Consider the following 12,439-nt stretch of genomic DNA (forward strand, 5'->3'; position numbering starts at 1 on the left):
GTTTGTTGTTGCCCGGCGCATCACTACTGGGGGTTGTCAATGCCATAGATGCGCTTTACGAGCATTATTTCCTTGTATGATATTTCGTCGCCCAGTGCCTCCCTGATGTCTGCCGTGCGAGTGTTGTCGGGGTGCATCCGGGCGTAGTTGCGAATGGTGTCTATGTGCTCTTGTGTCACCAGCTGGTCGATGGGCAACCGGTCTTCGGTCACATATTGAGCCAGGTGGCCAAACACAGTGTCGGTGGTCAGGTGGCGCTCGGCCGCAATCTGCTCCACAGTCATGCCTGCGGTAAACATGGCGTGGGTCACCTCGCGTGTCGACAGCTTTGGCGCCTTTGGCCCGGCTTTGCCTTTGGTTGCGGCCGCGCCCTTGGTGCGTGCCGTTTTTGTCGCCGTCTCTGCAGGTTCGTCGCCCAGCACTATGGCCGCCTTGCGGCGCAGGTAGTCGTTGGTAGTGAACTCCGTATCGGCCCGGCCCTCATAGTCGAGCAGCCTCGACTTCAGCGACAGCTCGTCGGCAAGCGTGGCCCGGCGGTCGTCAAACTGTTTCCTTACCGTCTTGTTGCCGGTCTCCACGCGCGTCTTGGCCAGCAAGGCGGCGAGCGGCTTGAGTTGCCCGGCAAAGTAGGCAGCCGCCTTGTGCACACGCTCTTGCAGCAGGCCGCTGCCTGCCGAGGGCTCTTTGGCGAGTATGGCCCGGTATTGCGCCCCGAACTTTTCGGCCACCCCGGCCATGTCGGCCACCGACTGCTGAGCCCGGGTGTATTCGGTTAGCAGCGCGTGGCATCTGTTGTAGAAATGCTCAGAGAGCGTTCGCGTCATCTGCTCTACGGCCTGCGCCAGCGCTCCGAAGCCAAACAGCTCGTCGAGCGTCTGCGCCACATATTCGCGCTGCAGCGCGTTCAGCGTCTGCGGGGTGGGGCGGTTGGCTTCGGCGCAGCTGATGAACGTGTCGACGGTGGCGTCGCTTATCACTGCCTCGCGGCTTAGCGGGGCGTCGAGCACCAGGCCCTCGAGCGACTTGCACCGGCTCAGCGCCACATACGTCTGGCCGTGGGCAAACGAGCGCGAGGCGTCGATGATGGCATGCTCAAACGTCAGTCCCTGGCTCTTGTGTATGGTGATGGCCCATGCCAGGCGCAGCGGGTATTGGCGGAACACGCCCTCCACAGCCTCGGTTATCTCTTTTGTGCTTTCGTCGAGGGTGTAGCGCGTGTTCTCCCATTCGGCCGGCTCCAGTTCGATGACCTCGCCCGAGTCGCGGCTTCTCACCCTCAGGCAGTCGTCTTCGGCGCACACCACGGTGCCTATCATGCCGTTGTAGTACGAGTGGTCGGGCGCGTTCTTTATAAACATCACCTGTGCGCCTTCTTTTATGGTGAGCCGTTCGTCGGCCGGATAGCTGTTTTCGGGAAACGTGCCCTCGACGGTGGCCCGGTAGGTCACGGCCTGGCCCGGCAGTAGGGCCAGCTCGCGGTCGTTGACGGCCTGCGCCTGGTAGTTGTGGGTGGTCAGCCTGATGTAGTCGCTGTCGGGTGGCGGCACGAAGCCGGGCACGCAACGGCGGTTGAGCTCGGCCAGCGTCGACTCGTCGGCGCGGTTCTCCCTGATTTTGTTGAGCAGCGCCAGAAACCGCGAGTCCTGCTGCCTGTACACCTTCTGCAGCTCAATAGTCTGGCAGGGGGCCATGGCCAGGGCCTTGCTCGAGAAGAAGTAAGGCGTGTCGTAGTATTGCTTCATCATCTCCCATTCGTCGTCTTTCACCACCGGGGCCAGCTGCTGCAGGTCGCCAATGAGCAGCAGCTGCACCCCGCCGAAGGGGCGGTCGTGGCGTCGGTAGCGGCGCATGACAGAGTCGACGGCGTCGAGCAGGTCGGCGCGCACCATGCTTATCTCGTCAATCACGAGCAAGTCGAGCGTGCGCAGTATGTTGCGTTTCACCTTGCCAAACTGGTAGCGGCGCTTCTCTTTTGCCCCGAATGACGCTCCGGGCACGTAGGGCGACAGCGGCAGCTGGAAGAACGAGTGGATGGTTGAGCCCCCGGCGTTGATGGCGGCAATGCCCGTTGGCGCCAGCACCACCATGCGCTTGGGCGACTGCCGGCGCAGTTCGCGCAGGAAAGTGGTCTTTCCCGTTCCGGCCTTGCCGGTTAGAAACACGTTGGCTCCGGTGTTCTCAACCAGTTGCCATGCCATGTCAAGTTCTTCGTTCTTTTCCATTCGTCGTTTGTGTTTGTGTCTTTTTTCAAGTTTCGCTTGCGCCATGCCCACCGCGGCGCCTCGGCTTCAGGCCTCGGTTGGTGGCATCCATGCCTCTGACATGCTGTGCCGAGCCAAGAGGGGGGCGGTTCATCGTCAGGCTTGATATGCTGATTCCCGCGCTATCCCAAGGCAATGCAAGCGAGCATGATGCAAGTTTGCTTGTACATCACCGGGCGCAGCTTGCCTTATGCAAAGGTATAACAAAAATGCAAGACAGCCAAACGGCCGGCTCCTATTTTGACTTTGGTGCACTGTGGCGCGTTGCCCCGCTGGCAGGTTGCCCGCGGTTGTGGCACAAGGGCATGGGGTGCCGCAGCCCGGTTTTGGTAATGATATTTCGCAACGGCGCCAGGCTTCCGTATTCCACTGACCCACAGAACATTGCCATAGAGGCCGTATGACCAGTCAAAAAGTGCCGTTTCGCGTTGCAAGACGGTGCATCTTGCAGTGCGAAACGGCACATATTGCCCGCCCGTTGCGGGCCGTTGGCCTTGCCGGAGCGCAATTGTGATAAATTATTCTCTTGCCCTTTGGTTGCCGGGATGCCACGGGCATTCAGCATCCGTTGGCGTTGGCATCCGCAGACACACATATTTTATATATCAATAGGCTGTTGTTGCCATGGCAGGGTGGCCTTGTGGCTCTGCCTGCCCGGCCGCATCCACGGCCAAGGCAGCCCGCCACTTAGTGCAATGGCGGGCAATGCCCGTCAGCCAACGGGCGCATAGGCCTCGGCAATCAATCGCTCACGGCCCCATGGCGCGGCCCCCGGCCGCCGGCTCAGCGGTCTTTCTGCTTGAGCAGGTCGCGTATCTCGGCCAGCAGCTTCTCTTCTGCCGACGGGGCAGGTGGTGCTGGCGGCGCAGCCGGGGCGGCCTGTTTCTTGCGCGACAGCTTGTTGATGCCCTTGACAAGCATGAACACACATAGCGCGATGATGGTGAAGTCGATCATCGTCTGTATGAAGTTGCCATAGTTGATGGTGGCCGGCGCCGTGGTCTCCGGCCCGATTGCCATTGCAGGCAGCGTCAGTTTCAGCTCTGTGAAGTTAACTCCCCCGATGAGCCAGCCTATCGGCGGCATTATTATGTCGTTGACAATAGACGTGACTATTTTGCCGAAGGCGCCTCCGATGATGACACCCACTGCCATGTCCACGGCGTTGCCCTTTACTGCAAACTCGCGGAACTCTCTCATAAATTTACTCATGCTTATTTACTTTTTATATTATTTAATACGGAATGGTGCTGCAAATATAGAAAATATTTAGTAACTTTGCGGGCGAAAAAAGAAGAAAAGGCTGGTCGGTATGTCGCTTTTGGTGTTCATTGCTCAGTTGTGGGCGTTACCGGCACGGCTTGAAAAGAAAGTAAACAGGATATTTTTGAACCACTTTAAAATATAAAAGTAAGATGACTAAAATTGGTATTAACGGATTTGGCCGCATCGGCCGCTTCGTTTTCCGCGCAGCTCAGACTCGCGACGACATTGAGGTTGTAGGAATCAATGACCTTTGCCCGGTTGACTACCTGGCCTATATGCTGAAGTATGACACCATGCACGGCGCATTCCAGGGCACAATCGAGGCTGACGTTGAGAACAGCCAGCTCATCGTGAACGGCAAGAAGATTCGCGTGACTGCAGAGCGCAATCCCGCTGACCTGAAGTGGAACGAAGTTGAGGCTGAGTATGTTGTCGAGTCTACCGGTCTGTTCCTGACAAAGGAGAAGGCTCAGGCTCACATCGAGGCTGGTGCCAAATATGTTGTAATGTCTGCTCCTTCAAAGGACGACACCCCCATGTTCGTATGCGGCGTTAACTTCGACAAGTACGAGAAGGGCACACAGTTCGTTTCAAACGCATCTTGCACAACCAACTGCTTGGCTCCTATCGCTAAGGTTCTGAACGACAAGTTCGGCATCGTTAACGGCTTGATGACAACCGTTCACTCTACAACTGCCACACAGAAGACCGTTGACGGTCCGTCAATGAAGGACTGGCGTGGTGGCCGTGCCGCTTCTGGCAACATCATCCCGTCTTCTACCGGTGCCGCCAAGGCTGTGGGCAAGGTTATCCCCGAGCTCAACGGCAAGCTGACAGGTATCTCTATGCGCGTTCCTACTCTGGACGTTTCTGTAGTTGACCTGACCGTGAACCTGGCTAAGCCCGCAAGCAAAGAGGCTATCTGTGCTGCCATGAAGGAGGCTGCCGAGGGCGAGCTGAAGGGTGTTCTGGGCTACACTGAGGACGCTGTCGTTTCTTCCGACTTCCTCGGCTGCACGCTCACATCTATCTTCGACGCCAACGCAGGTGTTTATCTCACAGACACCTTCGTAAAGGTTGTGTCTTGGTATGACAACGAGATTGGCTACTCTAACAAGGTGCTCGAGCTCATCGCCCACATGAAGAAGGTTAACGGCTAATCATTTTCAATGATTTGACGATAAAATAAAGCCGCCCGGCATTGCCGGACGGCTTTTTTTTAGTACTTTTGCGGCAACTATGGCAAAGATGATAACCATAATAGGCCCTACGGCTTGCGGCAAGACGGCTGTGGCCACGCAGCTGGCCGTGAGGGTGGGCGGCGAGGTGATAAGCGCCGACTCGCGGCAAGTGTACCGCCGGATGGACATCGGCACGGGCAAAGACCTGGCCGACTATGAGGTTGGCGGGCGGCACGTGCCTTACCATCTGATTGACATTGCCGAGCCGGGAACGAAGTACAACCTCTTCCAATACCAGCACGACTTCCTCAAGGCATACGAAAGCATCCTGGCCCGGGGCGCACAGCCCATACTGTGCGGCGGCACCGGGCTTTACGTAGAGGCCGTGCTGCGGGGCTACCGGCTCGCGGCAGTGCCCGAGAACAAGAAGCTAAGGGAGCGCCTCGAAGGCAAGTCGCTGGCCGAACTGACCGAAATGCTGGCCGAGCTGAAGCGGCGCAACGGCTCGGTGATGCACAACACCACCGACGTGGACACGGCAAAGAGGGCCATAAGGGCCATAGAGATAGAGACATTCAACGGCGAAAACCCTACGGCCGGGGCCGAACTGCCGCCAATAGACTCGCTCATAGTCGGGCTGGACATCGGCAGGGAGGAGCGCAGGCGCAGGATAACGGAGCGGCTCAGGCAGAGGCTGGACAGCGGTATGGTAGACGAGGTTAGGTCACTGCTCGAAAGCGGGGTCGCTGCCGACGACCTTATATATTATGGCCTTGAGTATAAGTATGTCACGGAATATGCCATCGGCCGCATAGGCTACGACGAGATGTTTGCGCAGCTCGAGATAGCCATACACCAGTTTGCCAAGAGGCAGATGACGTGGTTTCGCGGAATGGAGCGCCGCGGGCTGCACATACACTGGATAGACGCCATGAGGCCTGTGGCCGAAAAGGTTGACGAGATTATTAGGATGATGTAACGGCATGCGCGGACAGTGGCGGCCATGACCGCTGGGTGGCCCGCGCGGCGACAAAAGTAGAAGGTAGACAATGGACAACAATATCAACGACAGCCGCTGGGGAGTGCTCTACTGCCCCAAGGGAGGGCTGGGCAAGGGGGCTGCCCAGTGGAAGAAGATACAGCGAGTGCTTGATGAGCGCGGCGTTGAATACGATTTCGTGCAGAGCGAAAACACCGATAGCGTGGAGCGGCTCACACGCATGCTGATTAACAACGGATACAAGACTATAATCATAGTCGGCGGCGACTCGGCCCTCAACGATGCCGTCAACTGTCTCATGGAGGCCGGGCGCGAGGTGAGGGAGGGCGTTGTGCTGGGGGTGATACCCAACGGGCTGATAAATGACTTCGCACGTTTCTGGAACTTCAAGGAGAGCGATGTGGCACAGACCGTGGACTGGTTGATGAAGCGGCGCGTGAGGAAGATAGACCTCGGATGCATCAGGTATACCAACAAGAAAGGCGAAAACTGCCACAGGTATTTCCTCAACTGCGTTAACATCGGGCTTATTGCCGACATGATGAACCTTAGAAGGCAGACCCACCGGCTGTTCGGTTCGCAGACGCTTTCGTTTGTAGTGTCTTTCGTGCTGATGCTGTTCCACCGGCTGGAATACTTCATGGACATAAAGATAAATGCCGACGAGGTGAAGCGGAAGGTTATGACGGTGTGCATAGGCAATGCCTATGGATACGGGCAGACGCCCAATGCCGTGCCTTACAACGGACTGCTCGACGTGTCGGTGGTTTACCATCCGGAGGTGACACAGCTCATTGCCGGCATCTGGCTGCTGCTCACGGGGCGCTTCCTCAATCACAGGAGCGTGCACCCTTACCGCACGCGGGAGGTCGAGATTGTAGAGACGCGGCGCGCGATGGTTGGCATCGACGGGCGAATGATGAGCACCCCGGTGGGCTCCTACAAGGTCAGCGTGGAGCAGGAGGTGGTAAACTTCCTCATACCCGAATGAACGGGCGGTGGCAGGCAGCCATTGTGGATGGGCGGCGTCAGCCACCGTTCTCAGAGATGAGGCAGAGCCTGTGTTCGTCGATTATCTTTATTTTCCTGCCGTCGGTAATGATGATGTTCTCTGAGGCGAGCGAGGAGAGTATGCGTATGGCGTTGCTCGTGGTCATGTTCGACATGTTGGCCAGCTCTTCGCGGCTGAGGTAAATGCTCAGTGTCGAGCCGTCGTCTTCATAGCCATACTTGTTCTTTAGTATGATGAGCGATTCGGCCAGCCTCCCGCGCATGTGCTTCTGGGTCAGGTTGACCGTCAGCGCATCGGCTTCGCCAAGCATCTTGCACAGCTGGCGGATGAAGAAAACAGCCAGTTCGTTGTTTTCTTCGATTATGCTCCTGATGACGTTGATGGGTATCATGCATACCGTCGACGCCTCGAAGGCCGACGCCGATGTCTTGTAGTTCTCGTTTACAAACGCGGCACGGTAGCTGAAAATGCCCATCTGCTCAATGACGCGGATTATTTGTGTGCGCCCGCCTACACCGTTCATGTATACTTTTATCTTGCCTTTGAGCAGGCACATGAGGTAAGTGGGCTGCTCGTTCTGTTTGTAGATGGTCTCATTCTTCTCGAATAAGTGCACCTTGATATGGTCAACGAGGTATTTTCGTTGATCTGGCGTAAGTGGCTCCCATAGCACAGTCATTGACTCCGCAATCTTCTCCTTGTCGAAATCCTCTTTTACAATCATTATCCTGGCATACCATTTTTTGCTGCTGCAAAATTACAACATTTTGATTTAATATGTGTTTCGGCCAACTGTGAATTGTATACTGTAGGACAAAAATACTCTATTTTTATCAAAAAAATCGATTTTTTCTTTGCCGTGACGGTAAAAATGGCTAACTTTGAAAGTGATTAGTGGCGTTGTCCGGCCACCGGTGGCGCTGCTATGGATACTAACGATAATTAAAAACCTTAATACATGGACTATGAGTTATTTACGATTTGAAAAAACTGTAATGACTAACCTGGAGGAGTCTCTCCGCAAAGAGCTGCTACGGACGAATCGCTCGGGAGCATATTCGTGCTCTACCATCGTGGACTGCAATACGCGGAAGTATCACGGGTTGCTTGTCGTTCCGGTGCCAGAGCTGGATGATGACAACCATGTGCTTCTTTCATCTTTGGATGCCACGGTGATGCAACACGGCGCAGAGTTCAACCTCGGCCTCCATAAGTATCAAGGCAACAACTACAGTCCGACAGGGCATAAGTACATCCGTGAGTTCTACTGCGATAAAGTGCCAACCACGGTCTACCGAGTCGGAGGGGTGTTGCTGAAGAAGGAGGTTGTGTTCCAGCATTACGAGGACCGCATCCTTATCCGTTATACGTTGCTTGATGCGCATTCGGAGACGACATTGCGCTTCCGCCCGTTCCTGGCTTTCCGCAGCGTGCGGCAGTTTACGCACGAGAACTCTGTGGCCAGCCGCGAATACCACGAGGTGGACAATGGCATACGTACCTGCATGTATGCCGGTTATCCGGATCTGTACATGCAGTTCAGCAAGAAAAACGAGTTTGTGTTCTGCCCCGACTGGTACCGCGGTGTGGAGTATACCAAGGAGCAAGAGCGCGGCTACGCCTCGAATGAAGACCTCTACGTGCCAGGTTACTTCGAGATGAACATCAAGAAAGGCGAGAGCATCGTGTTCTCCGGATCGACTTCACCCATACATACCAGCGGGCTGAAGTCGTTGTTCGAAAAAGAGGTGGAGGAGCGCACGCCGCGCGACAACTTCTTCCATTGCCTGGTCAATGCCGCGCATCAGTTCCACAAGAGGGAGAAAGACGGCAAAGACAGATACATCCTGGCCGGCTACCCGTGGTTCAAGTGCCGCGCACGCGATACGTTCATATCGTTGCCCGGGCTCACCCTTGCCATCGACGAGCAGGATTATTTCGAGATGGTGATGAAGACCGCAGAGCGTGGCCTGTGCGAGTTTATGGACGGCAAACCGCTATCCGTAAGCATATATGAGATAGACCAGCCCGACGTGCTGCTCTGGGCTGTGTGGTCGATACAGCAGTACGCCAAGCAAGTGGGTAACGCCAAGTGCTGGCAGATGTACGGCAAGCTGCTCAAGAAGATTGTCGATTACATCATAGGCAACAAGCACCCGAACCTCAGGCTCGACGACAACGGGCTCGTTTACAGTGACGGCAGAGAGAAGCCGGTGACATGGATGAACTCCACTGCCAACGGTCGTCCGGTGGTGCCACGCACGGGTTACATCGTTGAGTTCAATGCCCTGTGGTTCAATGCGCTTAAGTTCTGTGCCGTCATGGCTTCAGAGTGCGGTGAGCAAGATGCTGCACAGAGGCTGGAAGCACGGGCGGAACTGTGCCGCAAGTCGTTCGTCGACACCTTCCTCAACGAATATGGCTATCTGTTGGATTATGTCGATGGAGGCAACATGGATTGGAGTGTCAGGCCAAACATGATATTTGCTGTGGCGCTCGACTTCTCGCCGTTGTCCCTTGACCAGAAGAAGAGCGTGCTTGACATGTGCACACGCGAACTGCTGACGCCGAAGGGGCTGCGCTCTCTGTCGCCCAAGAGCGGCGGATACAACCCGATGTATGTCGGCCCACAGGCACAGCGCGACTATGCTTACCATCAGGGTACGGCATGGCCATGGCTCGGAGGATTTTACATGGAGGCCAGCCTGAAGCTGTACAAGCGCACGCGTCTCAGTTTCATCGAGCGCCAGATGGTTGGCTATGAGGATGAGATGAACTACCATACACTGGGCACCATATCCGAGTTGTTCGATGGAAACCCGCCTTTCCATGGCCGTGGCGGAATGTCGTTCGCCATGAACGTGGCCGAGATACTGCGCACATTGAAGTTATTGGAGAATTATACCTATCAGAAATAACAGGGGAGAGCTAAGACTATGAAAGTGTTAATGTTTGGATGGGAATATCCCCCTCATGTGTTCGGTGGGCTTGCCACTGCTAACTTTGGGATATCTGAAGGCTTGCATGCTCAGGGCGATGTGGACATAACCCTGTGCCTGCCACATCCTTTTGGTGATGAGTCGCAGCACGCGGCGCGCATCATTGCTATGAATGCGGTGCCCATTGCTTGGCGTGATGTAGACTATGACTATGTTAAAAACCGCGTGGGCAACATTATGTCGCCCGACCTTTACTATAAGCTGCGCGACCATATATACGCTGACTTCAACTATATGAACGTCAACGACCTGGGCTGCATGGAGTTTGCAGGGGGCTATCCCGGCAACCTCCATGAGGAAATCAACAACTATTCCATCATCGCCGGAGTGGTGGCCAGGGCCGAGGAGTTTGACATTATACATGCGCACGACTGGCTGACTTACCCTGCCGGCATCCACGCCAAGCAGGTTAGCGGCAAGCCTCTGTGCATACATGTGCACGCCACTGACTTCGACCGCAGCCGCGGAAAGGTGAATCCCACTGTTTATTCCATCGAGAAGAACGGCATGGACTGGGCCGACTGCATTATGTGCGTGAGCGAACTGACACGCCAGACAGTCATCAACCAGTATCACCAAGACCCGCGCAAGTGTTTCACGGTGCACAATGCCGTTTATCCCTTGAAGCCAGAATATGCCGACATACCGCGCCCGGACCATAGCGGTGGCGAGCGCGTGGTGACGTTCCTCGGGAGAATCACAATGCAGAAGGGGCCCGAATATTTCGTCGAGGCTGCCAACATGGTGCTCCACCGAACCCACAACGTGCGCTTCTGCATGGCCGGGTCGGGCGACATGATGGACTCTATGATTTACCTTGCGGCCGAAAGGGGCATATCAGACAGGTTCCATTTCCCGGGCTTCATGCGCGGCAAGGAAGTGTATGAATGCCTTAAGGGGTCTGACGTCTATGTCATGCCGTCTGTCAGCGAGCCCTTCGGCATATCGCCGCTTGAGGCCATGCAGTGCGGCACTCCGTCTATAATATCATGGCAGAGCGGCTGCGCTGAAATCCTTCACAACTGCATCAAGGTGGACTATTGGGATATTCATGCCCTGGCCGACGCCATTTACTCTATATGCTCCAACGACAGCCTGTTCCATTATCTGCAGGATGAGGGCAAGAAGGAGGTTGACCAGATAACATGGATTAAGGTCGGAGCGTGGATAAGGGAACTCTACGAGCGTACGCTCGGATGGCGCTAACGGCCACTACCAAGTAACTATAGAGCTTAAACAACACATAATCAACTTACGGTGGAGTGATGACGGCCCACCAAAACAAACAAAAGCATTATGAAAACAATATGTCTTTATTTTGAGATTCACCAGATAATCCACCTCAAGAGGTATCGTTTCTTTGACATAGGTGTAGACCATTATTATTACGATGACTTTGAAAACGAGCGCAGCATAAACGACATTGCCAACCGCTCGTACATGCCTGCGCTCAACACGTTGCTCGACATGATAAAGAGCAACGGCAATTATTTCAAGGTGGCGTTCTCGCTTTCGGGTGTCGGCATGGAGCAACTTGAGATGCATGCGCCCCAAGTGCTCGAGAAGTTGCAGGAGTTGAACGACACAGGGTGCGTGGAATTCCTTGCCGAGCCATATTCTCACGGACTTTCATCACTGGCCAACGAAGATACGTTTGCCAACGATGTAAAGAAGCAGTGCGTGAAGATTGAAGAGTATTTCGGCAAGAAACCGACGGTGTTGCGCAACTCTTCGCTAATCTACAGCGACGACATCGGAGGCCAGGTGGCCGCCATGGGATTCAAGGGAATGCTCACCGAGGGTGCCAAGCACGTGCTTGGCTGGAAGTCGCCCCATTATGTCTACAATTGCAATATAGCCCCAAACCTCAAGCTATTGCTTCGTGACGTAGAGCTGAGCGACGACATTTCGTTGCGCTTCAACAACAGTGAGTGGGATCGCTATCCGCTGTTTGCCGACAACTATATCAACCGCATTGCGGCTTTCCCGGAGGAAGAGCGCATCATCAACATATTCATGGAGCTGTCTGCCCTGGGCATTGCCCAGCCGCTGTCGTCAAACATCCTTGAGTTCATCAAGGCCCTGCCGGCTTGCGCCCGGGCCAAGGACATCACGTTCTCAACGCCGTCGGAGATATGCTCGTCGGTGAAGAGCGTGGGCAGCCTTGACGTGCCTGACACGCTTTCGTGGGTTGACGAGGAGCGCGACGTAAGCTGTTGGCTCGGCAACGCCATGCAGCGTGACGCATTCAACAAGCTGTACAGTGTGGCCGACCGTGTGCGCATAGCCAACAACCCGCGCATCTGCCAAGACTGGGATTACCTGCAGGCAAGCAACAACTTCCGTTTCATGACCACGAAACCGGCCAGTGTGGGGCTTGACCGCGGCATTTACAGCAGCGCGTTCGACGCGTTTACCAATTACATGAACATCCTCGGCGACTTCCTCAACCGTGTCAACAGTCTTTATCCCGAGGATATAGACAACGAGGAACTCAACGGTCTGCTCACCACCATCAAGAACCAAGGCGACGAGATTGAGATGAAAGACAAGGAAATCATACGTCTCAAGGCCAAGATTGAGAAGATGCAGGCAACCGAAGACAAGCTCAAGGCAAAGGTAGAGAAGGCTGCCGCCGCCAAGAAAGCCACAACGCGCAAGGCCACGGCAAAGGCTGCCGATGCAAAGACTGAATCCAAGTGACATGGCGCTTGGCCGTT

9 protein-coding genes are annotated in these 12,439 nt (G+C 55.3%); 6 read left to right on the forward strand and 3 right to left on the reverse strand.

The window, feature by feature from the left end:
- Window positions 1-23: 23 nt before the first annotated feature.
- Window positions 24-2,222, reverse strand: coding sequence for a helix-turn-helix domain-containing protein (locus M3089_RS05025; protein WP_249082135.1), 2,199 nt, complete (start codon window positions 2,220-2,222; stop codon window positions 24-26).
- A gap of 822 nt (window positions 2,223-3,044) precedes the next feature.
- Window positions 3,045-3,473: a large-conductance mechanosensitive channel protein MscL gene (mscL, locus tag M3089_RS05030; protein WP_249082136.1), complete on the reverse strand. Its 429-nt coding sequence runs from the start codon at window positions 3,471-3,473 to the stop codon at window positions 3,045-3,047.
- A 203-nt stretch (window positions 3,474-3,676) separates the two neighbouring features.
- Here mscL and gap point away from each other — a divergent pair, with 203 nt between their 5' ends.
- From gap to M3089_RS05045, 3 genes are all read left to right on the forward strand, one after another.
- Window positions 3,677-4,687 carry a type I glyceraldehyde-3-phosphate dehydrogenase gene (gap, locus tag M3089_RS05035; protein WP_205110751.1) on the forward strand — a complete coding sequence of 337 codons (1,011 nt, stop codon included), beginning with the start codon at window positions 3,677-3,679 and terminating at the stop codon, window positions 4,685-4,687.
- Between the two features lie 79 nt (window positions 4,688-4,766).
- Window positions 4,767-5,687 carry a tRNA (adenosine(37)-N6)-dimethylallyltransferase MiaA gene (gene miaA / locus M3089_RS05040; protein WP_249082139.1) on the forward strand — a complete coding sequence of 307 codons (921 nt, stop codon included), beginning with the start codon at window positions 4,767-4,769 and terminating at the stop codon, window positions 5,685-5,687.
- A 70-nt stretch (window positions 5,688-5,757) separates the two neighbouring features.
- Window positions 5,758-6,699 (forward strand): diacylglycerol/lipid kinase family protein, encoded by a 942-nt coding sequence (locus M3089_RS05045; RefSeq protein ID WP_249082143.1) that lies wholly within the window; start codon window positions 5,758-5,760, stop codon window positions 6,697-6,699.
- Between the two features lie 37 nt (window positions 6,700-6,736).
- On the opposite strand, the gene M3089_RS05050 is transcribed toward M3089_RS05045, so the two are convergent.
- On the reverse strand, window positions 6,737-7,441 hold the full coding sequence (locus M3089_RS05050; protein WP_394802242.1) for a Crp/Fnr family transcriptional regulator: 705 nt from the start codon (window positions 7,439-7,441) through the stop codon (window positions 6,737-6,739).
- A 244-nt stretch (window positions 7,442-7,685) separates the two neighbouring features.
- Here M3089_RS05050 and M3089_RS05055 point away from each other — a divergent pair, with 244 nt between their 5' ends.
- The 3 genes from M3089_RS05055 to M3089_RS05065 all read left to right on the forward strand — a co-directional run bounded on the left by M3089_RS05055 (window position 7,686) and on the right by M3089_RS05065 (window position 12,422).
- Entirely contained in the window at window positions 7,686-9,638 is a 1,953-nt protein-coding gene (locus M3089_RS05055) for a glycogen debranching enzyme N-terminal domain-containing protein (RefSeq protein ID WP_205110755.1), read from the forward strand.
- A gap of 18 nt (window positions 9,639-9,656) precedes the next feature.
- The gene (locus M3089_RS05060; protein WP_205110756.1) at window positions 9,657-10,925 is read left to right on the forward strand and encodes a glycosyltransferase family 4 protein; all 1,269 of its coding nucleotides are present in this window, start codon (window positions 9,657-9,659) and stop codon (window positions 10,923-10,925) included.
- A 90-nt stretch (window positions 10,926-11,015) separates the two neighbouring features.
- Window positions 11,016-12,422 carry a glycoside hydrolase family 57 protein gene (locus M3089_RS05065; RefSeq protein ID WP_205110757.1) on the forward strand — a complete coding sequence of 469 codons (1,407 nt, stop codon included), beginning with the start codon at window positions 11,016-11,018 and terminating at the stop codon, window positions 12,420-12,422.
- Window positions 12,423-12,439: the final 17 nt, after the last annotated feature.

It is taken from the genome of Marseilla massiliensis (assembly GCF_023336985.1).
GTDB lineage: Bacteria > Bacteroidota > Bacteroidia > Bacteroidales > Bacteroidaceae > Prevotella > Prevotella intestinigallinarum.

Coding starts and splice junctions, on each gene's coding strand:
- M3089_RS05065 (WP_205110757.1), top strand. CDS start 11,016: ATGAAAACAATATGTCTTTATTTTGAGATTCACCAGATAATCCACCTC.
- M3089_RS05055 (WP_205110755.1), top strand. CDS start 7,686: ATGAGTTATTTACGATTTGAAAAAACTGTAATGACTAACCTGGAGGAG.
- gap (WP_205110751.1), top strand. CDS start 3,677: ATGACTAAAATTGGTATTAACGGATTTGGCCGCATCGGCCGCTTCGTT.
- M3089_RS05045 (WP_249082143.1), top strand. CDS start 5,758: ATGGACAACAATATCAACGACAGCCGCTGGGGAGTGCTCTACTGCCCC.
- M3089_RS05060 (WP_205110756.1), top strand. CDS start 9,657: ATGAAAGTGTTAATGTTTGGATGGGAATATCCCCCTCATGTGTTCGGT.
- miaA (WP_249082139.1), top strand. CDS start 4,767: ATGGCAAAGATGATAACCATAATAGGCCCTACGGCTTGCGGCAAGACG.
- mscL (WP_249082136.1), bottom strand. CDS start 3,473: ATGAGTAAATTTATGAGAGAGTTCCGCGAGTTTGCAGTAAAGGGCAAC.
- M3089_RS05025 (WP_249082135.1), bottom strand. CDS start 2,222: ATGGAAAAGAACGAAGAACTTGACATGGCATGGCAACTGGTTGAGAAC.